We start from the raw sequence: 23678 nt of genomic DNA on the forward strand, positions 1-23678 counted from the left end.
CCATGAAGCGCGACAGCAGTCAGCAGCACCTTGCTGCGCAAACCGTGCACCAGCTGGCGCTGCGCTTTCGCAGCGTGGCAAACGATCCAGGTGAAGACGGCGAGGCGCAGGCGCGCATGGTCGGCATCCTCAGCCTGCCCGCCGTGCCAGGGCCGCGCGGCGTCTTGATCGTCACGGGCGGCCCCCAGTACCGCGTCGGCAGCCACCGCCAGTTCGTCTTGCTGGCGCGCGCCCTGGCCGCGCAAGGCTGGCCCGTCCTGCGTTTCGACTTGCGTGGCATGGGCGACAGCGAAGGTAGCGCGCGCGATTACCGCGCCGCCGGCCCCGACATCGCCGGCGCGCTGGCGCAATTCTTCGACGCCGTGCCCTCGCTGCGCGAAGTGGTGCTGTGGGGCTTGTGCGACGGCGCCACGGCCGCCGCCTGCCATGCGCCGCTCGACGCGCGCGTGAATGCCCTGGTGCTGCTCAACCCGTGGGTGCGCAGCAGCGCCGGCCTGGCGCGCGCCACCCTGCGCCATTATTATCTGCCACGTTTGCTGCAAGGCGCGTTCTGGCGCAAGCTGGCTGGCGGCCGACTGCAGCTGGGCGCCAGCCTGGTTACGCTGCGGCAGGTGACGGCCGCCACGCAGGAACCACCAGCGCAGGAAGACGACGCGCCCGCGCCGGCCCTGCTGCGGGCGCTGACGCAATTCCAGGGCAAGGTCTTGCTGATCCTCAGCGGCGACGACCTGGGCGCGCGCGAGTGGCAAGCCCTGCTCGACGGCGATGCGGCGTGGCGCGCCGTCGCCGCGCGCGCACACTGGACGCAGGCGCAGGTCGATGGCGCCAACCACACGTTCGCCAGCGCCGCCTGGCGCGCCGAAGTCGAACAGCTGTGCGCACGGTGGCTGCAGTCATGCTAGGGCTTACACCAAAAAGGGTGCTGATGGTCGCCTACCATTTTCCGCCGCTGGCTGGCGGCAGCGGCATCCTGCGCACCCTGGGCTTCGCGCGCCATTTGCCCGACTGCGGCTGGCAGCCGCTGGTGCTCAGTCCCGCGCCGCTCGCGTATGCGCAGCGGGGCGATGCGCAGCTGGCGCAGATCGGCGCGCACGCCACCGTGCGGCGCACCCTGGCACTGGACGCGGCGCGCCACCTGGCCATCGCCGGACGCTACCCGCGCTGCCTGGCGCTGCCCGACCGCTGGAGTTCCTGGTGGCTGAGCGCCGTGCCGGCGGGCCTGCGCATGATCCGCCAGTACCGCCCCGACGCCATCTGGTCCACCTACCCGATCGCCACGGCGCACCTGATCGCGATGACCTTGCAAAAACTCAGCGGCCTGCCGTGGATCGCCGACCAGCGCGACCCGATGTTAGACGATAGCGATCCGCTGGCGCCGTATCCGCCCGAAGCGCGTTTGCACCGCATGCATGCGTGGATCGAACAGCGCATCGCGACGCGCAGCGCGGCCATCGTCTGCACCACCCCGGGCGCCATCGACGCGCACCAGCGGCGCCTGGCGCAGGTGGAGCGCGAGCGCTTCTGCCTGATCGAAAATGGCCATGATGATGACGATGATGGCGAGGGCGCCGCGCCGCGGGACGGACCGCAAGGCCACCGCAGCCGCTTCCAGCTGCTGCACAGCGGCGTGATCTACCCGTCCGAGCGCGATCCGCAAGCGCTGTTCGAGGCTCTGGCCAAGCTGCGCCACGACGGCGTGCTGCATGTGCGCAATTTCCAGCTGGTGCTGCGCGCCACGGGCCACGATGCATGGCTGGCCAGCCTGCTGGTGAAATACGGCATCCTGGACCTGGTGCGCCTGGAACCGTTGCAGCCGCACCATGCGGCGCTGCAGGAAATGCTGGCCGCCGACGGCTTGCTGCTGCTGCAGGCGGCCAATTGCAACGCGCAGATTCCCGCCAAGCTGTATGAATACCTGCGCTGCCGCCGGCCCATCCTGGCGCTGACCGACCTGGCCGGCGACAGCGCGGCCAAGCTGCGCCACTGCGGCATCGATACCCTCGGCCAACTGGCTTCCAGCGCCGACTGCGCGCGCGCCCTGCTGCGCTTCCTGGAACTGGCGCGCCAGGGCCGCGCGCCGCTGGCCAGCCCCGCAGCCATCGCCCTGCAATCGCGGCAAGCCCGCAGCAACGCCCTGGCCGACTTGCTGGACCAGGTCAGCCACAGGAGAACAGCATGAAACACCTGATACCTGCCTGCGCCCTGGCCGCCTGCTGCGCCCATGCCGCCGCCGAATGCCCGCCTTACGTGAAGCACACGCCGGGCGGCGACTATACGAGCGCGGAAGACCGCGACGGCCTGTCCGTGGTCGAGAAATTCCATTTTTCGCGCGCCGTGGAAACGCTCACGCAAGGCATGACGGGCAGCCTGGGCGGCGACATCAGCTACACGCTTGAACACTTTCCGAATCACCACCGGGCGCTGGCCTCGATGGCCAAGCTGGGCTTGCGCCTGAAAAGCGCGCAGCCCGTCGGCGCCCGCTATACGGTCGCCTGCTACTTCGAACGGGCCATCGCCTTCGCGCCGCACGACGTGACGGCGCGCATGGTGTATGGCAACTACCTGCTGGCCATGGGCCAGGATGCGATGGCGCTGGAACAGCTGGACTCTGCCAGCCGCCTGGCGCCCGAGCAGGCCACCATCCAGTACAACCTGGGCCTGATGTATGTCAAAAAAAAGGACTACGAGAAGGCCAGCGCGCATGCGCAAAAAGCCTATGCGCTGGGCTTTCCCTTACCGGGGCTGAAGAACAAGCTGAAGGCGGCGGGCAAGTGGCGCGAACCGGAGCCCGCCCCCGCCATCGTTGACACCAAGGAAGCGAAGACAGAAACGCCAGTACCCGCAGTGCCCGAGCCCGTGCAGCCGCCTAGCGGGGAGTGACGGCCGGCCGCTTGGCGACGCTCAGATGCCCCGTCGGCGAGGCGGCCAGCGCGGCGGCCAGGTCGCGCCGCGCTGGCGCCTTGTCTTCGGCCTCGCCGATGTGCGCCAGTTCGGCCGGCTGCAGCACGGTGGCGGTCAGCAGCATCACTTCGCCATATGGCGTGTCGAAAGACGGGGGAAGCGTGGCTGTACCCTGGGCCAGCAGCACGCCCACCTGTTCGTTTTCGTCTTCGAGGCCTGCTGGCGCATGCTGCACGTCCAGCGCCATCGAGACGCTGCCGTGGCGCTGCAGCAGCAAATCGATGGAGCCGTGGTCTGCCACGTTCTGGCTGACTTGATAAATCACGTCGAACAGCCACGATGCCTGCACGGGATGGCCGTCGAAGGCGGCCAGCGGCGCCTCGATGCACACTTCCAGCAAATGGCCGCGCGGGACAAAAACGTCGTCGTCATCTTCGAACGGATCGCTCAAGCCGTCGCTGGCAATGATGATCGAATCGGCACGGCGGATCACGCGCCAGGCCTGGCGCAACGATGGCCAGCGCGGACCGCCCATGAAGGCGGGATTGACGAGCGGCGCCAGCACGTCGGCGTCGACGGCGCCCAGGGTGGCATAGAAGGCGTCGCGCGCGGCGCAAGCCGTGGCCAGCATCTGCGCGCCCGCTTCCTTGCCGACGACGGCGTCGTCCGGTTGCGGTACTTGGGGGATAGCGTTTTCAGGCATGAGATTAGTCTTTGAATTCGTCGGCGGGCGGGAAATCGTGATAATTGCGTGGCAGATAGCCCCAGATGCGCGCTACCCGGTCACGCACCTCGAAATCGAAGCCGATGCGTTCCAGTTCCGGCACGATCCACACGCCATGGTCGATGATTTTCTTTGGCAGCAGCATGCCCACGTGTTCTTCCGAGGTCAGGCCGATGTCGAACCATTCCACGCCCATGAAGGGAAACGGCGGGTGGTAATCCCATTCCGTATCCCAGCGCGAGACGTAGCCGCTGACGGAGCCATAGCGGTATGACGGCAGCCATTCGGTCTGCCCGCGCATGAAGGCCAGCAGCTCGTTCCACTTGCAGTCGTTGGCGGCGCCGGCAAGGTTGCGCCGCGCGATGTGGCCGCGCAGCTTGCGCTTGATGTCGTCGCCGCCGGCGTCGGCCAGCGGCAGGCTGGGATCGACCATAATGCCCATCAACGCGCGACCGGTTTGACTTTCGAGGCGGCCAGCACGGCGCGCTGGCGGGCCGTGTCGATATCGTCGGCCGTGGCCAGCGCCACGCCCATGCGGCGGCGGGCGAACGATTCCGGCTTGCCGAACAGGCGCAAGTCCGCCCCCGGCACGCTCAAGGCGTCGGCCACGCCTTCGAAGGCGATGCCCTTCGCTTCCAGCTCGCCGTAGATGACGGCCGACGCGGCGGGCGAACGCAGGGCCACGTTGACGGGCAAGCCCAGGATGGCTTTCGCGTGCAATTCGAATTCGCTCTGCAGCTGGCTGGCCATGGTGACCATGCCCGTGTCGTGCGGACGGGGGCTCACTTCCGAAAACCACACCATGTCGCCCTTGACGAACAGCTCCACGCCGAACAGGCCCAGGCCGCCCAAGTTATCCGTCACCTTGCGGGCGATCTCGCGCGAACGCTCCAGGGCCAGGGGCGCCATGCGGGCCGGCTGCCACGATTCCACGTAGTCGCCCTGCACCTGCAAGTGGCCGATCGGCTCGCAAAACTGCGTTTCAATTTGTCCCGAAGCACCCACGGCACGCACCGTCAGCAGGGTGATTTCGTAATCGAAGTCGATGAAACCTTCAACGATGACCCGGCCCGTGTCGACCCGGCCGCTGCTGGCCGCATACGCCCACGCCGTTTCCACATCCTGCGGGCCATTGAGCTTGGACTGGCCCTTGCCCGACGACGACATCACGGGTTTCACGACGCAGGGAAAGCCGATTTCCTGGCACGCCAGTTGCAGCTCCTGCAGGCTGCTGGCGAAGCGGTATGGCGAGGTCGCCACGCCCAGCGTTTCGGCCGCCAGCGTACGGATGCCTTCGCGGTTCATCGTCAGCACGGCCGCGCGCGCGTTCGGGATGCAGGTAATCTGCCCCGCCGCTTCCAGCGCCGCCAGGGTATCGGTGGCGATGGCTTCGATTTCCGGCACGATCAGGTCCGGCTTTTCCAGATCGATCAGGGCTGCCAGGGCCACGCCGTCGTTCATGTCGATCACGTGCGAACGGTGCGCCACGGGGTGGCCCGGTGCATTCGGATAGCGATCGACGGCGATCACTTCCACGCCCAGGCGCTGCAGCGAGATGATCACTTCCTTGCCCAGTTCGCCCGAGCCCAGCAGCATGACTTTGATGGCAGTGGAAGACAGGGGCGTGCCGAAGGTGCGCGGCGCGATGGTGCTGCTGATGCTAGTGGTCATGGCAGGGTCTGTAGGCTTATGGAAAGATGGCTGGGACTATAACAAATGCCGGCCCTCTTGGACAGGGCGCGGCGCAGGCGTGCGGACTGCACGGCAGCGGGGGAGGCTGGCAATGCAGGACGAAGCGTATCAGGGCTATTTTCCAGCGGCGGCCTGCAAACGGCGCAAAGTGTCCATGCCGATGGTAAATGCGGCGCACACCTCGTCCTGGGCCAGGCCGGGCCGGACGGCCGCAAAAGCGGCCCAGGCAGGCGCGTGACGGGTCGCTTCGGCACTGCCGTTCCTGTTATCCAGATACAGGATCGCAGCCATGGCTTGCTCCTGATCAAAGTGCAGCTGCGGCTGGCGCAGGTAATGGTCAAGATAACGATGCAGATAATCGCGGCTGGCGGGCGTGTCGAAGGCGGCCAGCGCCAGGCAATAGGCGCTGCCCGCGAAACACACCTCGCTGGCCAGCAGCAAGCCGCCCAATGCGGCCGTAAAGTCATGACGCTGCGCCAATGCGGCCAGGTAAGCGCCCGCGGTGCGGCTGCGCCAGTCGAATTGCCCCAGCAGGCGCGCGATGACGGCATCGTCTGCCAGCGCCAACCGCTGCGCGCATTGCCGCGCCTGGGGCTGGTGCAGGCCCATGTACAGGGGCCGCACCCAGTCGTCGCGCAGTGCCGCCGTCAGCGCTTCCTGCGGTGGCAGGGGCACCCTGCTGAACGGGTGCACATGGCGCACGGTGGCCCCGGCCACGTGACGCTGCAGCGCGGCAAGGGGTTTGTCATCACTCACGGCAAGCCTCCAAAACGGCGCTCCTGGAAGTGTTCCACCAGGAAATCGATAAACACGTGCAGGCGCGGCGGCAAATGGCGGCTGGCCGGCCACAGCAGCCAGAATGCCGTGGTCGAAAAACTGCCGCTGTCGGCCACCTGCACGAATATGGCGATGCCGCCCAGGCTATCCATGTAATTCCCCCGTTGAAGACATTTGTGTCCGATATGTTAATCAGTTTATCCAATTTTTGTTCAATGGCGGGCGCGCCATACTCGCCGCTCTTTCCGCTTGCTGATACCCCTGTTGCTGGCAGCACTGCTGTCGCGCTGGGTCGCAGCAGGCATCCTGAGCGCGGCTGGGCTGCGACTGATCGCGGCGGGCCTGGCGCGGCAACTGCCCGCCGACCTGCCCCTGCTGGCCGCCGCCAACCGCGCCGCGCTCGGTGATCTGCAACAGGCAACACAACTGCTGAGTGGCCACGAAACACTGCTGCGCGCCAGCTATGACGCCGCCTTCCGCCAGTTGCTGAACGGCCTGGCAGTGCTGGCCGTGGCGCTGGCGGCGCTGCTGCCGTATTTGCTCAGGAAAGATAGCGCTCAGGCGTCGAGGCCGTAGAACACGGCCACGAGGAGGGCGATATTGTTGCAGGCGCGGGAAAATGTCGTTGTCGCAAAGGCAACGGCTACGCCGGGGCTGCGATAGCGCAGGTAGACAAAGCTGAACATGGCGCCCGAGCCCAGCGCGACGATGGCGTGCAGCAAACCGCCGCTGATGAAATGCACGATGGCCCACAGGATGGCGCCGATACCAATGCTCAGCTGTCGGCCGGCGCCCAGGCGCTTGAGGATTTCCAGCGGCAGCAGCTGGCCGAGGAAGGTTTCCAGGATGGGGGAATAGATGACGACCCAGAATACCAGCAGGGGCAGCGACATTTCGTGCTTGAACTTGGTCAAACCCGCGTGTGCGCCCCAGTATGCGGGCGGCAGCAGCCATTTGGTGAGGAACAGGATGGCAAAGCACAGCATGCAGGTGAGCAAGCCCCAGCCCAGGCCGGCGAGGGCCAGCTGCAGCACGGGCGGCGCCGGTTTGTCGTCGTCCGGGCTGGATAGATCATGGCTGCTGCGCACTTGCATGAGTAGTCCTGGCGGTGATCCTGCTCTCATTGTAGCGCGTAATATGACTATTGACGCATGACTATTGACGCATGGCTGTTGGCGCGCGGCGCATGGCGCGCCGCGCTGGTGCGCTATCTGCCTCAGGCCGCCAGGCGCAAAGGACCGTTGGCCGGCGCCGCCAGCTTGAAAATGCCCACTTCCTGCTCCAGCTGCGCCGCCTGCTGCTGCAACTCGTGCGCGGCGGCGGCCGCCTGCTCGACCAGGGCCGCGTTTTGCTGGGTGACGCGGTCCATGTCGACGATGGCGCGGTTGACTTGCTCGATGCCGGCGCCCTGCTCCTGCGTGGCGTGGCTGATCTCGGCCATGATGCCCGTCACCCTGCCGATGCCGGCCACTACCTCATGCATGGTGGCGCCCGCCTGCTCGACGAGCACCGTGCCCGTGCCCACCTTGCTGACGGAATCGTCGATCAAGGCCTTGATTTCGCGCGCGGCGGCGGCGGAGCGCTGCGCCAGGCTACGCACTTCGGTGGCGACCACGGCGAAACCGCGCCCCTGTTCACCGGCGCGCGCCGCTTCCACGGCCGCGTTCAAGGCCAGGATATTGGTCTGGAAGGCGATGCTGTCGATCACGCCGATGATGTCGACGATCTTGTTCGACGAGGCATTGATCAGGCCCATGGTGTGCACCACTTCGGCCACCGCCTTGCCGCCCTGCTCCGACACGGTCGACGCTTCGCGCGCCAAACGGTTCGCCTGCTGCGCGTTGTCCGCATTCTGGCGCACGGTGGAAATCAGTTCTTCCATCGACGAGGCCACTTCTTCCAGCGAGCCGGCCTGTTGCTCCGTGCGCTGCGACAGGTCGCGGTTGCCGGTAGCGATCTCGGTCGAGGCCGTGGCGATGCTTTCCGTACCGTGGCGCACCTTGCCGACGATGGCGGCCAGGTTGTCGCGCATGGTTTTGATGGCGAACAATAAACTGCTGTCGTCGCCGTGGCGCGTGTGCACGTCGATGGCCAGTTCGCCCAGCGCGATGCGCCCGGCAATCGTGGCCGCATACGCCGGTTCGCCGCCCAGCTGGCGCAGCAGGCCGCGCGTGATGACGGTGGCCACCGTAATGCAAATGAGCACGCTGAGCGCGGCCAGCACGCCGATCCAGCGCAGCGACTGGCCATAGATGGCGCGCGCGGCCACGCTGGCTTGCTCCGATTCGCGCTGCACGTTTTTCAGCACGGCATCGATATCGGCGACGATCTGGCGCCGCAACGGGCTGCACTCTTCGACGAGGAAGGTGCCATATTGCTCCATCTGTCCCGTGGCGCGGAACTGGCGCGGACGCTGCAGTTCCTGCGCCATGGCTTTCAGGCCCGTGCTGACTTTCTCGAATTGGGGATCACCGGCGAACTGTGGCGTCAGCCTGGCCAGCGCGTCCAGGTACAGCGCCTTCTGGCTATCGAGGATGGCCAGTTCTTTTTCGGCGGCGGCCTGGTCATGGAAGATATACGCGTTGCGGGCAGCCAGGCCCGTCTGGTCAAGCGCTTCGCGCGCCACGTACAGGGGGGCGAGTTTTTCCAGCTGTACCTTGTCCTGCGCGTCCATGGCGCCGGAGATGGCGGCTATGCGCAGCAGCGCGAAGGCGGCCAGCACCAGCATCAGCAAAACCAGCAGCCCGAAGCCTGCGCTCAGGCGCGCGCCTATCGTCAAACGATTGAATGACATCATTGTTGTTATTGCCCTGTAATAAAGTTGATTGTTTGCCGGCTCCGCTAGAGCCGGCGATCTGCTCGCCGTCACTTGCTGATATTGCGTTGGGAGCAATATCAGTATCTAACTGGCGTTTTTTGGGCAGTCAGCTTGTATTCCGGGCAATGTGTACGCGCGCGTAACGGAAAACTCCCGCGCGGGTACAACAACACACTGAATTATAAGCGAATAGCGCTCTGGATGATTCCACGCGTCCACTTTTGATGCTTTGATGCAAGTCAAGGAGCGTCGATGACGGCCATGGTGATGCGCGAGATGCAGCACAGTTTGCCGTCGTCGTCGACGATGCGGATTTCCCAGACCTGGCTGCTGCGACCCCGGTGTATCGGCGTGGCGCGCCCCGTCACATGGCCGCCGCGCACGCCGCGCACGTGGTTGGCGTTGATTTCCTGCCCCACGCTGATCTGGCGGGCCGCATCGAGGCAGGCATTCGCGGCCATGCTGCCCAGGGTTTCAGCCAGCAAGACGGAAGCGCCGCCATGCAGCAGCTTGAACGGCTGCATGGTGCGGTGGTCGACGGGCATGGTCGCTTCGATCCAGTCGGGACCGAAAGCCGTGAAGACGATGCCCAGGTGGCGCATGGCCGTGCCCTCGCTGGCGGCGTTGAGCGTGGCCAGGTCAAGCGGTGCGTGCCAGATTTCCATCGTTACCTCGTATCAGTGTGAAGGAAAGCCATTGTAGGACAGAGCGCCCGTCCGCGCCGCTTCATCTTTCCTTCACCGTGGCACGGGGTGGCGAGAGCAGTAACTGGTTATAATTGCCCCATTCTTTAAAAACGAGGTTGTGTATGAAGTGGGCCTTGCTGGGCATTTTTGTGTTTTCTGTTTTACATATTCATTTTCGTGGCAAGGTGCGCCTGCCGTTTCGCCGCCAGATCTTCGATCACTCCTCGTTCATGGCGCCGCTGAACCTGTTCATGCACACCTTTTCCAAGGTGCCGGCGACGCCCTATCTTTCCGTCGATCAATTTCCGGAACTGGCGCCGCTGCAGCAGAACTGGCAAATCATCCGCGATGAAGCGCTGCGCATGCAGGAAATGAAAAAGATCAAGGCGGCTGAAAAAAACAATGACGTGGGCTTCAATTCCTTCTTCAAGTATGGCTGGAAGCGTTTCTACCTGAAATGGTATGACGCGAATCATCCGTCGGCACAGCAAATGTGCCCGCAAACCTATGCGCTGCTGAAATCGATTCCTTCAATCAAGGCTGCCATGTTTGCGGAACTGCCGCAAGGCGGCAAACTCAACCCGCACCGCGATCCGTTCGCCGGCTCGCTGCGTTACCACCTGGGCTTGCAGACGCCGAACGACGACCGCTGCTTCATCGACGTCGATGGCGAACGCCACAGCTGGCGCGACGGCCAGGCCGTGATGTTCGATGAAACGTATATCCACTGGGCCCGCAACGATGCCGACAGCGACCGCATCATCCTGTTTTGCGACATCGAACGCCCGATGCGCTACCGCTGGGCGCAAGGCCTGAACCGCTGGTTGGGCCGCACCCTGATGACGGCCGCCGCCTCGCCCAACGAACTGGGCGACCAGGTGGGCGGCGTGAGCAAACTGTTCCAGATTTCCTGGACCATGGGCCAGTACCGCCGCCGCTTCAAGGCGTGGAACAAGACGGCCTACCAGCTCACCCGCGTGGCCCTGGTGGTGGGCGTGATCGCGCTGATCTACTTTATCTAGCAACGGTCCTTGCCTGTTTGGACAAAACCGCCTTCCGGGCGGTTTTTTTATAATGCGATGCCACTGAGCAGGAAAATGTTGAACAATGACTGAACGCGACCACCGATACGCTATCCAGATCGCCGATGATGCCTGGATCGAATGCATCGACATCGCAGGGCGCTACGAGCAGGCCATCGACATCGATGCCCTGCTCGATGGGCTGTGGCCGCTGATCTGCCGCCTGGAAACGCATTGCGACGCCGCCTGTTGCGGCATGGATGCCTACGATTTCACGCGCGACGGTGTCGCGACGGCGCTGCTGGAACTGAATCGCGCGCAACTACATGCCGCATGCTTGGCGGCCAAGGTGGCCGTGACGGCGGTGGCCAGCGATGTATTGACGAGCGCCACGATGAATCACTTTGCCGATAAACGCGTGTTTTTGCAATTGCTCGAGCATCTCGACGCCTGCATCGTCGGACAGGAGCGCGCAGGGGCTTGACCTTGCCAAGGCGGGAAGGTCCAAGGTGACGCTATTGAAGGATAACCGAGGAGAATCGCGCATGCCCAAGATCACCGTCCTGCCCCATCCCGAGCTGGCCCCCGATGGCGCCGTCTTCGACGCGCCGGAAACAATGAGCATTTGCGACGCCTTGCTGCTCAACAACATTGACATTGAACACGCCTGCGGCCAGGTGGGCGCCTGTTCCACCTGCCACGTGGTCGTGGTGCAGGGTTTCGATTCGCTCAACGAGTTGGGCGACAATGAAGAAGACATGCTCGACCAGGCCTGGGGCTTGCAGCCCCACTCGCGCCTGTCGTGCCAGGCGCGCGTAAGCCGCGAAGACCTGACCGTGGAGCTGCCCAGGTACACCCTCAACCACGCCAAGGAATAGTCCCGGGCGCGCTTGCCTGCTTACCTGACCATGCTTACCACATGATCACGCGCTGCCCGGGCGGCAGATACATCGGGTCGCCCGGCTTGATGCCGAACGCTTCGTAAAAGCCGGGCTGATTTTTGACCGTACCCTTGGCGCGGAATTCGCCCGGAGAATGCGGGTCGCTCTTGATCTGCGCGATCGCCGCCTCGGGACGCAATTTCGCGCGCCATTTCTGCGCGAAGCCGATGTACAGGCGCTGTTCGCCCGTCAAGCCATCGATGACTGGCGACGGCTTGCCACCGAGCGAACGCTGGTAAGCCTTGTAGGTGATCGACAGGCCGGAATTGTCGCCGATGTTTTCGCCCAGGGTCAGTTCGCCATTGATGTGATAGCCAGGCACGGGGCTGTAGGCGCCATATTGCTTGACGAGACCGGCGGCCAGGGCCTTGAAGGCCGTGCGGTCTTCCGCCGTCCACCAGTTGCGCAAGCGACCCTTGGCATCATATTGGCTACCCGAATCATCGAAGGCATGGCTGATTTCATGGCCGAAGGTGATGCCCAGCAAGCCGTAATTGACGGCATCTTCCGCTTTCACGTTGAAGAATGGCGGCTGCAAAATCGCGGCCGGAATGGTGATGGCATTCAGCGACGGGCTGTAGCTGGCGTTGACGGTTTGCGGCGTCATCGACCATTCGTCGCGGTCGACGGGTTTGCCCAGCTTGGCCAGGTTTTGCTGGCGGCTCCAGGCGCGCGCGGCGCGCACGTTGGCGATCAGGTCGTTCGGCTGCGTCTGCATGCTGCTGTAGTCGCGCCAGGTAGCGGGATACGCGATCTTCGGCTTCAAGGCGGCCAGCTTGAGCTGAGCTTCCTTCTTGGTTTCCGGGCCCATCCAGTCGAGCTGCTCGATGCCATCCTTGAACGAGGCGACGAAATTGTCGAACATGGCCATCACGCGGGGCCGGGTTTCCGGCGGCAAATACATGTCCACGTAACGCTTGCCGACGGCATCGCTGATGGCGTTATCCGTGAAGCGCAGCGCCAGTTGCCACTGCGGTTCGCTTTGCGGCGCGCCGCGCAGCACCGTGCCGTCGAAGGCGAAACGCTCCTTGAGCGTAGCGCTGTCCAGATAAGACGCATAGCTTTCGATGATGCGCCAGTTCAGATAGCTCTTCCACGATGCCAGCGGCACGGCGGCCACGGTCTCGGAAAAGCCTGTCATGAAGCTGGGCTGGCGTACCACGGCCGAGCTTTCCTTTTTCGCCAAGCCGGCGGCGGCAAAGTAGGCTTTCCAGTCGAAAGCGGGCGCCAGTGCCGCGAATTTATCGAAATCGACGCGGTTGTACGATTTGACGGGGTCGCGCATCTGCACGCGCGTCCACTGCACGGCCGCCAGACGCGTTTCGATGTCGAGGATTTGCGCCGCGTGCTCGGCGGCAGCCTGGTCGCCGCTCATGGCCAGCATGGTCTCGATATGCTTGAGGTATTTGGCGCGCACGGCTTGCAGCTTGGCGTCGTCGTCCTTCAGATAGTAATCGCGGTCGGGCAAGCCCAGGCCGGACTGGCTGATGTTGACCGTGTAGCGCTCCGGGTCTTGCGCATCGGGCGCCACATAGGCGGAAAACGGCGTGGCGATGCCATTGCCTTGCAGGTAAGCAAACAGCGCCGGCAAGTCTTTCTTGTCTTTCACGGCGGCGACGCGGGCCAGTTCGGCGCGCAGGGGCTTGAAGCCGGCCGCATCGCGCGCCTTGTCGTTCATGAAACTCGTGTACAGGTCGGCGATCTTGTGCGCCTCGCTGCCGGGCTTGCCGGGGTTCTTGACGGTGGCATCGATCAGGCCGCGCAGCTGGCCCTGCGCGATTTCACGCAATTCAATATATGTGCCCCAGACCGATTTGTCGGCCGGGATGTCCGTATTGCGGGTCCAGACGCCGTTGACGTAGCCGTAGAAATCATCGCGGGGGCTGACCGCCGGGTCCAGGGTTTTCAGGTCGATGCCCGATACGGGCGCTGGCTGGGCGTACAACGATGGCGAAGATAAGGCGAACAAGGCGCAGCAGGCGGCGCTGATGAGTGAACGTTTCACGAAGATTCCTTTAATTGTTTTCACTTCATGTTGGGGAACATGCTGTGTCCAGGCATGGGAGGCAGGATTATAGTCCGCCTGCCTGCGGGCAACAATGATGTTGGGACAATAGAAGAGGTGACGCCGCGCAATAACACGGCTACGTAAATCAGCTCTCCCGTGGTCGAGGCCTCGCCTATTTCACCGGCGCGAACGTCACCGTCAGCCCGTTGCCCGTGGTCCTGATTTGCGTCGGAACAAACTGCACGCCCGCATAGCGCAATTCGTCGGGCTTGAAGGTATAGATGGGCGTTTCATGCATGAGCTGGTCGGCCACCAGGCTGGCCACCTTGGCGAACTGGCGCTGCTGCGACTCGTCCATGCCCTCGATGCTGACCTTGTCCACGCTCGCTTCGCTCAGGTAGACGGCGTTGCGCTGGGCATCGAGCACCAAACGGCCCGACATGGCCAGGCTGCCGCGCCAGCTCTGGCGTATGAAGGGTGGCAAGACGCTGGCATCCACGCTCAGGGCGACTCTTTCGCGCTCGGGCTGCAAAGACAGTTGCGGGTGGGTCAGCTTGACGTCCAGCACGGACAACACGCGCTTGTCGATGGGAAAGCGGCGCTCCAGGCCTTGCTGCATCTTGCTCAGCGACACGTTCACGTCACGCGGGCCAATCAGGGTGGAACACGAGGCCAGCACAGTACAGGCAAAAGCGGCGATGGCGGCGGTTTTCAGCAAGGGGCGGATGGCGGTCACATTCATGGATAGTCTCGGTGGAAAGATGGCGCCATCTTACACATGCGCCAGCTTCAACACAAACGGCGCCCGGCTTGCGGCGGGCGCCGTTTGAGTACGTCAACGTCTTAATGCACGAACAGGGCGATCAGTATGACGATGGGCAATGGGATGCCCAGCAGCAGCAAGAGGATGGAACGCATGGCAGACTCCTAGATTGAAATGGATGAGTTAAATGGTCACATGGCGCAGCACGCGCTCGTGGTCGCGCTGGTGGCCGCCAAACGTTGCCGCCAGGCTGGCCACGAAGGCGCCCAGCAGCAAGGCGACGAACATCCACAGAGCCGTGTGGGCACCGGCCTTGCGGGCCGTTTCCGCCGCTTGCTGGGCGGCCGCTTTGGCATCGGCGGCGGCCTTGGCGGTGCGCGCGTAGACGGCGTCGACCCGCGCTTCCGCTTCAGCCTGCGTCAAGCCCGTGCGGCTGGCCACGACTTGGCCCAGGTAGGCGCGGTCATCGGCAGCCAGACTGCCCGTGGACAGGCTTGTTGCGAAGATCTTGCCGATTTCCACGCGCTGGTCGGCAAGCGTGCCACCCGCACCGGCCGCTGGTGCAGAGCGCAGCAGCATGTCCGAGAAATAATCGAGCGGATTGGCGCTACTGCCCTCGCCTTGCTTGGCGCCTGCAGCACCTGCGCCCGCTGCCGCTGCGGGTGCAACGGCAGCGGCCACGCCGCTGCCCGCTTCGATGGCGCCGCTGAGCACGGCGCGCGTACCGCCGGCCAGTACGGCCACGGTGATCAGGGTGGCCACGGCCCAGGCCAGCAAGCCGTGCGCCGTATCGCGGAAATGCACTTCATCCGTGTGGATGGAGCTCCATTTCACGCGCAGCCGACCCGCCAGGTAGCCGCCGATACCGGACGCGGCCAGTTGCATGAAGGCCAGCCAGGCGATGGTCGACACGCCGATGGCCGTGGCGTTGAACGACCACGGCGACACGGACGACAGGCCCAGCCCCACGCCGAGGATCAGCAGGATGAAGGACAAGGCGGCCGCAGCGGCAGCGCCCGCCAGCACGGCGCCCCAGGAAACACCCGGATTGTTCAGGTCCGACGCGGACAGTTGTGTAGCTTGCATGGAATACTCCCTTGGTTGATGATTTTTATGGTGCTCAGGCGGCGATGCCCGTCAGCTGCTTCTTGCGTGCGGCCATTTCCCGGCCCAGCGCGTCCAGGTCGACACCCGTATGGCGCACCTTGGGAAACATGTCGCCCTCTTCTTCCTTGACGTGGTGTTCGATCTGCTCGGACAGGACCTTGACCTTGGCGTCGTACAGGTCATCGGCGGGGTCCATCGATTCGATTTGCGCAATGAGTTCCTTGGCGCTCGCGTGCTCGACGATAGCTTCATCCATCAGGTCGCCATCGTGGATGGGGCGGCGCACGGCCGGATAGAAGATTTCTTCCTCCAGCTGCGTGTGCACGGTCAATTCCTGGCAAATCTGCTCGGCCAGCTTTTTCTTGGTGGCAAATGAGCGGTCGCTCAAGCCTTCATATTGGGCAAACAAGGCTTTGACTGCCTTGTGGTCCTGCATTAATAAACTGATCGCATTCATGGCGCCTCCTTGTTGTGGATGAGGCAAGGATGCGCCATAGCGGCGCCAGCGTATGTGCGGCGCCTTACACAATCTTGGTTTTTATACACTTGCTTGCTTCTGTGCTCACTTGATGCCGTGGTGGCCCATCAAGTCGTACAGGGTGGGCCGGCTCACGCCCAGCAGCTCGGCCGCGCGGGCGATATTGCCGTCGGCCCGCGCCAGCGCGCGCACCATGACCTTGTATTCGGCCGCTTCGCGCGCCTGGCGCAGGTTCAGCGGCGCATCCGGGGGCGCCGCCTGGGCGCTGGCGGGCAAGCCCAGGTCGTCGGCCGCGATCTGCGGTCCGTCGCACATGATGACGGCCCGCCTGATGCAGTTTTCCACCTCGCGCACATTGCCGGGCCAGCCGTAGTTTTCCACCAGCTGTAGCGCGCCTGCGCTGAAATGCAGGTTGCCGCGCCCTTCGCTGGCGCAGAACTTGTTCTTGAAATGGTGGGCCAGCAAGGCGCAATCGCCGGCCCGCTCGCGCAGGGGCGGAATGCGCAAGACGATTTCGCTGAGACGGTAAAACAGGTCTTCGCGGAAACGTCCCTGTTCCGCCAGCACCTTCAAGTCCTGGTGCGTGGCGCAGACGATGCGCACGTCGACGGCGATCTCGGCGCGCCCGCCCACGCGCTCGATGACCCGCTCCTGCAGGAAGCGCAGCAGTTTCGCCTGCAGCGCCATCGGCATGTCGCCGACCTCGTCGAGAAAGAAAGTACCGCCATGCGCCAGTTCGATCTTGCCCAGGGTTTGCCGCGCCGCGCCCGTAAAGGCCCCCCGCTCATAGCCGAAGAGCTCGCTTTCCAGCAGGTTTTCGGGTATCGCCGCGCAGTTGATGGCAATGAAGCGCTGCGCGTGGCGGCTGGACAGCGCATGCAAGCCCCGCGCAATCAGCTCCTTGCCGCTGCCCGAATCGCCCAGCAGCATCACGCTGGCCGACGAGGGCGCCACTTTTTCCACGTTGCGGCACAGTTTCAGCATGCCGGGGTCGCGGCTGACGATGCCGGCCAGGGGCGAGTCCGCCTGCGTCTGCAGCATGCGGCGGTTTTCCTGCTGCATGGCGTGCAGGTAGAACGCGCGGGCGATGACCAGGCCCAGCATGTCGGCCTCGAACGGTTTCTGGTGGAAATCGTAGGCCCCCAGGGCGATGGCCTTTAAGGCATGCGCGCGCTCCTGGTTGCCCGAGAGAATGATGACCTTGGTGTCCGGCGCCAGCGCCAGGATGTGCTGCAAGGTAGCCAGGCCTTCCGTGGCGCCGTCCGGATCGGGCGGCAAGCCCAGGTCCATCGTCACCACGGCCGGCTGGTGGCGCCGCACCAGCGCCAGCGCCGTTTCGCGCTCGCCCGCCAGCAAGACCTCATAGCCGTCAAAACTCCAGTGCAGCTGCTTTTGCAGGCCGGGATCGTCTTCGATGACCAGCAGTTTCTGTTTGCCCATGGCATTCCTTTGCTAGGCCGCGTGCAGCGGCAGGATCACGCGGAACGTGGTGCCCACTTGCGGCGCGCTGCGCACTTCCAGGCTGCCGCCCACTTCGCGCAGGTATTCGCGGCTTTCAAACACGCCGATGCCCATGCCCGCCGTCTTGGTCGTATCAAACGGTTTGAACAGGCGTTCGCGGATGAATTGCTCGCTCATGCCCTGCCCCGTATCGTCGAGTTCGACCACGGCCGTATGCTGCACCCGCCGCAACCGCACGGCCACCTTGCCATCGCTGGCCGTGGCCTCGATGGCGTTCTGGATCAAATGCCCGAGCACGCGCTCCAGCCGAGCGCGGTTAGCCAGCACCGTCAGCTCGCCATCGACGATTTCCAGCCGGGGCGCCGGCGCCAGGCTGGCCTTGGCGGCCACGGCCTGGCGCAGCAAGCCATCGAGCAGCAGCGGTGCCGGCGCTTCCGGCGCCTCGCCGCGCGCCAGCTTTTGCAGCAAGGTCTTCATTTTCTGCACGGAATGGTCGAGTGTGCCCAGCATGTCTTCCTGGAAGGCGGGATTGGCGCGGTGCTTTTCGGCATTGCTCAATAACAAGGACAGCTGGAACACCAGGTTTTTGAGGTCGTGCACGATAAAAGTGGACATGCGGTTGAAGGAATCGAACTGGCGCGCCACCGTCAGGGTGTCGAGCGATTCGCGGTGCGCCAGGTAGCTGGCGGCCTGGCTGCCGGCAATTTTCAGCACGTCGCGGATTTCCCAGTTCAAGCCGATACGCGTGCGGGGGCGCGCCAGCGCGACAAAGGCGAACAGCTGGCCATGCAGCATCAAGGGCACCAGCAGCCACACTTGCGGCAGCGCCAGCAGCGCCGGCGGCAGCAGCAAGCCGCCGTACTGGCGCGGGTTTTGCTCGCAGTCAGCCACATCGATCACCCAGTGGCGCGCTTCCAGAAACTGGCACAGGGGACCGGACGCCGGCTCGCTCCACGTGCCCGGCGGCCAGTTCCAGCTGGCGGCCGGGGCAAGCAGGCCAGGCTCGCGCAGTATCCACAGCGCGCCCGCGCGGCTTTCCACCAGCTGCGCCATGGCCTGTATCGTGCGTTCACCCAAGGCAGGGCCATCTTCGGACAGCGCCCGCGTAAACCGCAGCCATTCCTCGCGGTAATCAAAGATGGCCTTATAAAAATGCTTGTTGATCGTGACCTTGAGCTTGGCGCGCAGGCTGCCGGAAAACAGCACGCCCGCCAGCAGCAGAGCCGCGCCGCCCAGGTAAGCCATCTGCATCAAGGACCCCCAGGTGCCGCCGAAATAGCGCAAGTAATAAGCACTGGCCGCCATGGCCAGCAAATAGATGGCCGAGCCCAGCAAGGCGGCCGAGCGGTACAGCATCTGGCGCGAGACGGACAGGCCCAGCGCCCAGCCGGGATTGCGCGCGGCCGAGACGGCCAGCAGCGGCGCGCACAGGGCGTCGACGATGCCGCCCGCGGCCCAGATGTCGTCGTTGATCGCGCGAAACAGCAAGGCGTCGCTGTACAGATAAAAATCGTAGGCGAACAGCCCGCCCACGCCCAGGCAGGCGAACTTGATGCCCCAGCGTTTCAGGGGCGGCGTGTTGCGATACCACTGTTCCACCAGCAACATACCCAGCACGGCAAGCAGCAAACGGCTGAGGCTGGCGATGATGCGCGCCGGCAAAGGCAGTGCCAGCCAGGAAGAGGCCATCGAGAACAGCCAGGGCGCCAGCGCCGTGAGGACGATGCCCACCAGCACCAGGCGCAAGCGGGGACGCGACGGCTCGATCAGCAGTAGCAGGAAGACCAGCCAGGCCAGGGTGCGCAGCAGTTCCAGCGCATCGCCGGCCAGCGCGAGGCGCTGTCCCAGCAGCACGAGCACCACCGTGCCCGTGGCCCAGCCGCCCGTCGCCAGGCAAGCCACCAGCAAGGCGCGCACATTTTGCCGTGCGCGCCAGTTGCTGATGAGCAGCAGCGCCAGCACGAAGAATGCCAGCGACGCCAGGCCATGGCTGAGTGCCCCAGCGTCGGCCGCCGCCAGCCAGTCCGACCGCGCCCCCATCATCGGCTGCCCTTGCCAAACAGCACCACCTGCACCGTGTCGAGTAGGATCAGCAAGTCGAGGAACAGGCTATTGTTTTTCACATAATACAAATCGTATTGCAGCTTCTTCACGGCATCGTCGACAGAGGCGCCATACTGGTAGCGCACCTGCGCCAGGCCCGTGATGCCCGGCTTGATGTTGTGACGAATGTTGTAGTAAGGCACCTGCTGCTTCAGTTGCTCGACAAAGTGGGCGCGCTCGGGGCGTGGCCCGACAAAACTCATTTCGCCGCGAAACACATTGAGCACCTGCGGCAACTCGTCGATGCGCAGCTTGCGAATGACATTACCCACGCGCGTGATGCGCGCATCGTTGGCCAGCGCCCAGATGGGTTTGCCGTCGCGCTCGGCATCGCAGCGCATGCTGCGAAATTTCAACACCTTAAAAGGCAAGCCGTCGCGCCCCACCCGTTCCTGCTGGTAAAACACGGGGCCGCCGTCTTCCAGGCGGATGCAGATCGCCGTCACCAGCATCACGGGCAGCGCCGCCAGGCAGATGATGCTGCTGGCCGCCAGGTCGAACAAACGCTTCGAGGCGGCGCGAAAAAAACTCTGGTCGAAACCGCCGCCATAGATCAGATAGCTCGGTTGCAATGAATCGATGCGGATCTGGCACGCTTCGCGCTCGAAAAACGTGGCCGCATCGATCACCTTGACGCCGCCCAGCGCGCATTCCAGTAGTTGCTTGGCAGGAAACGCGCCATTGCGCCGGTCGCTGACGGAGACGACGATCTCATGCGCGGCATGGCGCTGGGCCATGGCCAGCAGCGACGGTTCGGCCGGCAGCAAGGCCGAGGCCGGCACGCAGCATTGCTCGCCAGCCACATCGATGCAGCCGACCACCGTAAACTGGTGGAAACCGATCTTGCTGGCCGCCAAGTCCATGCATTCGCGCGCCAGCGCACCGCCGCCCACCAGGATCAGCCGGCCTTCCATCAGCGCCGATTGCGAGGATTTGAACACCACCAGGCGCGCCAGCAGCACGCCGATGGCGCCCAGGCCGAAGATCAGCACGCTGCCGCGCCCGAAATGCAAGGACGGGACAAAACGGATCAACACGCTCAGCACGGCAAAACCCAGCGCGAACGAGGGCAGGATGCGCAATAAAGTGTTGCGGATGTCTTCGCGCGAGCGGTGCTGATACATGCCCAGCGCACTCATGCTGAACACGATGACCAGTGCAAAGATCACGGACGACAGATAGACCTCGCCCACCCGCAGGACGCGGCTGCCGTCCGCCAGCCACAGCATCGATGTCAGGGTGGCCGACAGCAGCAGGATCAGGATTTCCAGCAACAGCAGGATAAACGCTGTTTTCGAGACGTAATGGCTGAAGATGCGGATCATGGTTACTCCTGCGGCAAAAAGCATCCGGCCGCGCACAGGGCGGCTTGCTGCTGTCTTGCCATGATGGCGAACTGTTCCACGAAGACATTGATGCGCCACAAGCTACGGCCCCAGCGATCTTTCGCTGGCAGAATTTATCTCAACACATTACCGAATGAAGGGAAATGGCATATAGTATGCTTCCCCTAAAAGAGATAAATGTCATGAAATTTGATGTAGCGATTGTCGGCAGTGGCCTGGCGGGTTTATCGGTTGCACTGCATTTAGCTGAGACGCGCACTGTCGCGATCATTTCCAAACGCGCGCTGCTCGATGGCGCCAGCAACTGGGCGCAGGGCGGGATCGCGGCCGTGCTGGACTCGGGCGACAGCCACCAGCAGCATATCGAAGACACCCTGATCGCCGGCGGCGGCCTGTGCGACGAGAGCGCCACGCGCTATATCGTCGAGCACGGCCGCGAAGCCATTGAATGGCTGATCGAGCAAGGCGTGCCATTTACGCGCGACGCCACGGCCGAGCTGGGCTTCCACCTGACCCGCGAAGGCGGACACAGCCAGCGTCGCATCATCCACGCGGCCGACGCCACCGGGCACGCCGTGCAAGTGACCCTGGAAGAAAAGGTGCGCGCCCATCCGAACATCAGCCTGTTCGAACACCATTGCGCCATCGACCTGATCACCTCCGACAAGCTGGGCATGAAGCCCACCCAGCGCAATGCGCAACCGCATTGCCACGGCCTGTACGTACAGGATGAGCAAACGGGCAAGGTGCATACTTTTGCCGCCGAGCACACCGTGCTGGCCACGGGCGGCGCGGGAAAAGTATACTTATATACAACGAATCCCGACACGGCCAGCGGCGACGGCATCGCCATGGCCTGGCGCGCCGGCTGCCGCGTGTCGAACATGGAATTCATCCAGTTCCACCCCACGTGTTTGTACCACCCGTACGCGAAATCCTTCCTGATCACCGAAGCCATCCGTGGCGAAGGCGGCTTGCTGAAACTGCCGCCTGAAGCGGGCGCGGCAGCCGGCCAGCGCTTCATGCTGGCCCACGACGAGCGGGCCGAACTGGCGCCGCGCGACGTGGTGGCGCGCGCCATCGACTTCGAAATCAAGAAGCGGGGCCTCGACTACGTGCACCTGGACATCAGCCACAAGCCGGCAGAGTTCCTCATCGAACACTTCCCCACCATTTACGCGCGCTGTTTGGAACTGGGCATCGACATCACCAAGCAGCCGATCCCCATCGTGCCGGCCGCCCACTACACGTGCGGCGGCGTGGTGACGGACTTGGCGGGCCGCGCCGACTTGCCGGGCCTGTACGCGGTCGGCGAAACGGCGTGCACCGGCTTGCATGGCGCGAACCGCCTGGCGAGCAATTCCTTGCTGGAATGCATCGTCATCGGCCGCGCCTGCGCGCAAGATATCGAAAGCAAGGAAAAGCTGGGCACGCCGTACCTGCCCGACTGGGATGAAAGCCGCGTTACGGATGCGGATGAGGAAGTGGTGATTGCCCACAATTGGGACGAGCTGCGCCGCTTCATGTGGAATTACGTGGGCATTGTGCGCACCACCAAACGGCTGGAGCGGGCCCAGCACCGCATTGCCCTCTTGAAGGAAGAAATCGACGAGTACTACCGCAACTTCCGCATCACGCACGACTTATTGGAATTGCGCAATCTGGTCGACGTGGCCTCGATGATCGTCAACAGCGCCCTGTCGCGCCGCGAAAGCCGCGGCTTGCACTTCAGCCGCGATTATCCGGAAACATTGCCGAAGGCGATCGCCAGCGTGCTGACGCCGCCGCACAGGTAGACGACACACAAACCCGCCTTCCATCACTGAAAGCAGGCACATCGTGCGATGATACATGACGGTGTGCTGCTATCGGCCAGAAGCCGACGTTGCTAGCGACAATTTAAACTGTTGACCCACTCACTGACCGCCCTGATCGGCCCACACACCATGTTCTTCCGTCTCGCCTTCCTTGCCGCCACCCTGACGCTCGGCTTCGCCGATTCGGCCGTCGCCGATACCGCCGTCCTTGAAAAACTTACAGCTAGCCGGCTCGCTATCACCGTTGACAAAGGCACCCTATCGGGACCCGGTGCGGCCCTGCTGTTGCAGGCTTCGCGCCAGGCGCAGTACGTCCTCCTCGGCGAGGATCACGGTGTCGCCGAGATCGCCCAGTTCTCTTCCGCCTACTTCAATGCCTTGCCCCCGGCCGGCTTCACGACCCTGGTAACTGAAAACGGTCCAGCCGTGACAAGCGCGCTCGAAGCGATACTCAAGGGCCCCGACGCGGTTGCTGCTATCGCCAGATTCGACGCCACCTATCCGGACTCCATTGCTTTCTACACCATGCGCCAGGAAGCAGAGATGCTCGCCGGCTTTGCCCTGGCCGCAGGACCGCGCTTCGAGCACTGGGGCATCGATCAGGAATTCGTCGGTGCGGCCAAATACCTGATCACCCTGATGCTGGCCCAGCCGGTTAATCCGGCCGCCCGCGCGAAGCTCGAAGCCTTGCGTCAAATGGAAGCTGTCGCGTCTCAAAAGGCGGCAGCCACCGGCAATCCCTTCGAGTACTTTATGCTGTCGGCCTCAACCGAGGAAATGACCTCGTTGCGCCCGCTACTTGCCGGCCCCAAAGAACAAACCGCACTAGGCTTGCTCGATGCATTGCTGGCCACCCGCGCCATCTATCAGAAAAGCGCCTCGAAAGTGCCCGGCGATCGCGACCTATCTGTCAAGACCGGCCTGGTTATATACGCGTTTAACGAATAATTCCGGCTTTTTCTCCTGCCATTTCTTCATCGCCTGAATCGGTGTTGCGTTATCCAAGGCGCGCTGGGGAATGTTGTGGTTGTAGA

24 protein-coding genes and 1 pseudogene are annotated in these 23678 nt (G+C 63.8%); 9 read left to right on the forward strand and 16 right to left on the reverse strand.

The window, feature by feature from the left end:
* Positions 1-2 precede the first annotated feature (2 nt).
* Genes CSZ94_RS19300 through CSZ94_RS19310 form a run of 3 tightly spaced genes read left to right on the forward strand, consistent with a single transcriptional unit; the run spans position 3 to position 2880 of the window.
* Entirely contained in the window at positions 3-902 is a 900-nt protein-coding gene (locus tag CSZ94_RS19300; RefSeq protein ID WP_102123004.1) for a hydrolase 1, exosortase A system-associated, read from the forward strand.
* Positions 896-2179 (forward strand): glycosyltransferase, encoded by a 1284-nt coding sequence (locus CSZ94_RS19305; RefSeq protein ID WP_258001094.1) that lies wholly within the window; start codon positions 896-898, stop codon positions 2177-2179. The genes CSZ94_RS19300 and CSZ94_RS19305 overlap by 7 nt, the downstream gene beginning before the upstream one ends.
* Positions 2176-2880, forward strand: coding sequence for an ABC transporter permease (locus CSZ94_RS19310; RefSeq protein WP_180977539.1), 705 nt, complete (start codon positions 2176-2178; stop codon positions 2878-2880). The genes CSZ94_RS19305 and CSZ94_RS19310 overlap by 4 nt, the downstream gene beginning before the upstream one ends.
* On the opposite strand, the gene CSZ94_RS19315 is transcribed toward CSZ94_RS19310, so the two are convergent.
* The 5 genes from CSZ94_RS19315 to CSZ94_RS28095 form a co-directional block, all read right to left on the reverse strand.
* Complete coding sequence (locus tag CSZ94_RS19315) at positions 2867-3604, reverse strand: hypothetical protein (RefSeq protein ID WP_102123005.1); 738 nt, start codon at positions 3602-3604, stop codon at positions 2867-2869. The genes CSZ94_RS19310 and CSZ94_RS19315 overlap by 14 nt on opposite strands.
* Positions 3605-3608: 4 nt before the next feature.
* On the reverse strand, positions 3609-4058 hold the full coding sequence (locus tag CSZ94_RS19320) for a DUF6678 family protein (RefSeq protein ID WP_102123027.1): 450 nt from the start codon (positions 4056-4058) through the stop codon (positions 3609-3611).
* Positions 4059-4066: 8 nt separating this feature from the next.
* Entirely contained in the window at positions 4067-5296 is a 1230-nt protein-coding gene (gene purT, locus CSZ94_RS19325; protein WP_102123006.1) for a formate-dependent phosphoribosylglycinamide formyltransferase, read from the reverse strand.
* A gap of 135 nt (positions 5297-5431) precedes the next feature.
* Positions 5432-6073, reverse strand: a complete 642-nt coding sequence (locus CSZ94_RS19330; protein WP_102123007.1) for a DUF6000 family protein — start codon at positions 6071-6073, stop codon at positions 5432-5434.
* Entirely contained in the window at positions 6070-6246 is a 177-nt protein-coding gene (locus CSZ94_RS28095; RefSeq protein WP_180977540.1) for a hypothetical protein, read from the reverse strand. The genes CSZ94_RS19330 and CSZ94_RS28095 overlap by 4 nt, the downstream gene beginning before the upstream one ends.
* A 97-nt stretch (positions 6247-6343) precedes the next feature.
* Here CSZ94_RS28095 and CSZ94_RS19335 point away from each other — a divergent pair, with 97 nt between their 5' ends.
* The gene (locus tag CSZ94_RS19335) at positions 6344-6670 is read left to right on the forward strand and encodes a hypothetical protein (protein ID WP_102123008.1); all 327 of its coding nucleotides are present in this window, start codon (positions 6344-6346) and stop codon (positions 6668-6670) included.
* Here CSZ94_RS19335 and CSZ94_RS19340 read toward each other — a convergent pair.
* From CSZ94_RS19340 to CSZ94_RS19350, 3 genes are all read right to left on the reverse strand, one after another.
* Complete coding sequence (locus CSZ94_RS19340; protein ID WP_102123009.1) at positions 6652-7188, reverse strand: CPBP family glutamic-type intramembrane protease; 537 nt, start codon at positions 7186-7188, stop codon at positions 6652-6654. The two genes, CSZ94_RS19335 and CSZ94_RS19340, sit on opposite strands and share 19 nt — an antisense overlap.
* Positions 7189-7310: 122 nt before the next feature.
* Positions 7311-8891 (reverse strand): methyl-accepting chemotaxis protein, encoded by a 1581-nt coding sequence (locus CSZ94_RS19345; protein ID WP_102123010.1) that lies wholly within the window; start codon positions 8889-8891, stop codon positions 7311-7313.
* A gap of 260 nt (positions 8892-9151) precedes the next feature.
* Positions 9152-9577 carry a hotdog fold thioesterase gene (locus CSZ94_RS19350; protein ID WP_102123011.1) on the reverse strand — a complete coding sequence of 142 codons (426 nt, stop codon included), beginning with the start codon at positions 9575-9577 and terminating at the stop codon, positions 9152-9154.
* Between the two features lie 143 nt (positions 9578-9720).
* On the opposite strand from CSZ94_RS19350, the gene lpxO reads away from it, so the two are divergent.
* From lpxO to fdx, 3 genes are all read left to right on the forward strand, one after another.
* Positions 9721-10620 carry a lipid A hydroxylase LpxO gene (gene lpxO, locus CSZ94_RS19355; protein ID WP_102123012.1) on the forward strand — a complete coding sequence of 300 codons (900 nt, stop codon included), beginning with the start codon at positions 9721-9723 and terminating at the stop codon, positions 10618-10620.
* Between the two features lie 85 nt (positions 10621-10705).
* Positions 10706-11104 carry a DUF6331 family protein gene (locus CSZ94_RS19360; protein ID WP_102123013.1) on the forward strand — a complete coding sequence of 133 codons (399 nt, stop codon included), beginning with the start codon at positions 10706-10708 and terminating at the stop codon, positions 11102-11104.
* 61 nt (positions 11105-11165) lie between these two features.
* Positions 11166-11498, forward strand: coding sequence for an ISC system 2Fe-2S type ferredoxin (gene fdx, locus CSZ94_RS19365; RefSeq protein WP_102123014.1), 333 nt, complete (start codon positions 11166-11168; stop codon positions 11496-11498).
* 34 nt (positions 11499-11532) lie between these two features.
* Here the strand turns inward: fdx and CSZ94_RS19370 are convergent, their stop codons facing one another.
* From CSZ94_RS19370 to CSZ94_RS19400, 7 genes are all read right to left on the reverse strand, one after another.
* Positions 11533-13566 carry a M13 family metallopeptidase gene (locus CSZ94_RS19370; RefSeq protein ID WP_102123015.1) on the reverse strand — a complete coding sequence of 678 codons (2034 nt, stop codon included), beginning with the start codon at positions 13564-13566 and terminating at the stop codon, positions 11533-11535.
* A 175-nt stretch (positions 13567-13741) separates the two neighbouring features.
* Positions 13742-14311, reverse strand: coding sequence for a DUF1439 domain-containing protein (locus CSZ94_RS19375; protein WP_102123016.1), 570 nt, complete (start codon positions 14309-14311; stop codon positions 13742-13744).
* A gap of 204 nt (positions 14312-14515) precedes the next feature.
* Entirely contained in the window at positions 14516-15418 is a 903-nt protein-coding gene (locus tag CSZ94_RS19380) for a hypothetical protein (RefSeq protein ID WP_102123017.1), read from the reverse strand.
* Between the two features lie 34 nt (positions 15419-15452).
* Positions 15453-15896: a hemerythrin domain-containing protein gene (locus CSZ94_RS19385; RefSeq protein ID WP_102123018.1), complete on the reverse strand. Its 444-nt coding sequence runs from the start codon at positions 15894-15896 to the stop codon at positions 15453-15455.
* 105 nt (positions 15897-16001) lie between these two features.
* Positions 16002-17357 (reverse strand): PEP-CTERM-box response regulator transcription factor, encoded by a 1356-nt coding sequence (gene prsR / locus CSZ94_RS19390; protein ID WP_102123019.1) that lies wholly within the window; start codon positions 17355-17357, stop codon positions 16002-16004.
* 12 nt (positions 17358-17369) lie between these two features.
* The gene (gene prsK / locus CSZ94_RS19395) at positions 17370-19421 is read right to left on the reverse strand and encodes an XrtA/PEP-CTERM system histidine kinase PrsK (protein ID WP_102123020.1); all 2052 of its coding nucleotides are present in this window, start codon (positions 19419-19421) and stop codon (positions 17370-17372) included.
* A complete protein-coding gene (locus CSZ94_RS19400; RefSeq protein ID WP_102123021.1) occupies positions 19418-20806 on the reverse strand; it encodes a TIGR03013 family XrtA/PEP-CTERM system glycosyltransferase in 1389 nt (462 codons plus the stop codon). The genes prsK and CSZ94_RS19400 overlap by 4 nt, the downstream gene beginning before the upstream one ends.
* 203 nt (positions 20807-21009) lie before the next feature.
* Between CSZ94_RS19400 and nadB the strand changes: the two genes are divergently transcribed.
* Positions 21010-22623: an L-aspartate oxidase gene (gene nadB / locus CSZ94_RS19405; RefSeq protein WP_102123022.1), complete on the forward strand. Its 1614-nt coding sequence runs from the start codon at positions 21010-21012 to the stop codon at positions 22621-22623.
* Between the two features lie 111 nt (positions 22624-22734).
* Positions 22735-23592 carry a hypothetical protein gene (locus CSZ94_RS19410; protein ID WP_102123023.1) on the forward strand — a complete coding sequence of 286 codons (858 nt, stop codon included), beginning with the start codon at positions 22735-22737 and terminating at the stop codon, positions 23590-23592.
* Here the strand turns inward: CSZ94_RS19410 and CSZ94_RS28820 are convergent.
* Positions 23548-23678: pseudogene (locus CSZ94_RS28820) on the reverse strand (IS481 family transposase); the annotation flags it as partial. The gene CSZ94_RS19410 and the pseudogene CSZ94_RS28820 overlap by 45 nt on opposite strands.

The organism is Janthinobacterium sp. ROICE36, assembly GCF_002869965.1.
Taxonomy (GTDB): Bacteria; Pseudomonadota; Gammaproteobacteria; order Burkholderiales; family Burkholderiaceae_D; genus Janthinobacterium.

Coding starts and splice junctions, on each gene's coding strand:
- CSZ94_RS19300 (WP_102123004.1), top strand. CDS start 3: ATGAAGCGCGACAGCAGTCAGCAGCACCTTGCTGCGCAAACCGTGCAC.
- CSZ94_RS19305 (WP_258001094.1), top strand. CDS start 896: ATGCTAGGGCTTACACCAAAAAGGGTGCTGATGGTCGCCTACCATTTT.
- CSZ94_RS19310 (WP_180977539.1), top strand. CDS start 2,176: ATGAAACACCTGATACCTGCCTGCGCCCTGGCCGCCTGCTGCGCCCAT.
- CSZ94_RS19315 (WP_102123005.1), bottom strand. CDS start 3,604: ATGCCTGAAAACGCTATCCCCCAAGTACCGCAACCGGACGACGCCGTC.
- CSZ94_RS19320 (WP_102123027.1), bottom strand. CDS start 4,058: ATGGTCGATCCCAGCCTGCCGCTGGCCGACGCCGGCGGCGACGACATC.
- purT (WP_102123006.1), bottom strand. CDS start 5,296: ATGACCACTAGCATCAGCAGCACCATCGCGCCGCGCACCTTCGGCACG.
- CSZ94_RS28095 (WP_180977540.1), bottom strand. CDS start 6,246: ATGGATAGCCTGGGCGGCATCGCCATATTCGTGCAGGTGGCCGACAGC.
- CSZ94_RS19340 (WP_102123009.1), bottom strand. CDS start 7,188: ATGCAAGTGCGCAGCAGCCATGATCTATCCAGCCCGGACGACGACAAA.
- CSZ94_RS19345 (WP_102123010.1), bottom strand. CDS start 8,891: ATGATGTCATTCAATCGTTTGACGATAGGCGCGCGCCTGAGCGCAGGC.
- CSZ94_RS19350 (WP_102123011.1), bottom strand. CDS start 9,577: ATGGAAATCTGGCACGCACCGCTTGACCTGGCCACGCTCAACGCCGCC.
- lpxO (WP_102123012.1), top strand. CDS start 9,721: ATGAAGTGGGCCTTGCTGGGCATTTTTGTGTTTTCTGTTTTACATATT.
- CSZ94_RS19360 (WP_102123013.1), top strand. CDS start 10,706: ATGACTGAACGCGACCACCGATACGCTATCCAGATCGCCGATGATGCC.
- fdx (WP_102123014.1), top strand. CDS start 11,166: ATGCCCAAGATCACCGTCCTGCCCCATCCCGAGCTGGCCCCCGATGGC.
- CSZ94_RS19375 (WP_102123016.1), bottom strand. CDS start 14,311: ATGAATGTGACCGCCATCCGCCCCTTGCTGAAAACCGCCGCCATCGCC.
- CSZ94_RS19380 (WP_102123017.1), bottom strand. CDS start 15,418: ATGCAAGCTACACAACTGTCCGCGTCGGACCTGAACAATCCGGGTGTT.
- CSZ94_RS19385 (WP_102123018.1), bottom strand. CDS start 15,896: ATGAATGCGATCAGTTTATTAATGCAGGACCACAAGGCAGTCAAAGCC.
- prsR (WP_102123019.1), bottom strand. CDS start 17,357: ATGGGCAAACAGAAACTGCTGGTCATCGAAGACGATCCCGGCCTGCAA.
- prsK (WP_102123020.1), bottom strand. CDS start 19,421: ATGATGGGGGCGCGGTCGGACTGGCTGGCGGCGGCCGACGCTGGGGCA.
- CSZ94_RS19400 (WP_102123021.1), bottom strand. CDS start 20,806: ATGATCCGCATCTTCAGCCATTACGTCTCGAAAACAGCGTTTATCCTG.
- nadB (WP_102123022.1), top strand. CDS start 21,010: ATGAAATTTGATGTAGCGATTGTCGGCAGTGGCCTGGCGGGTTTATCG.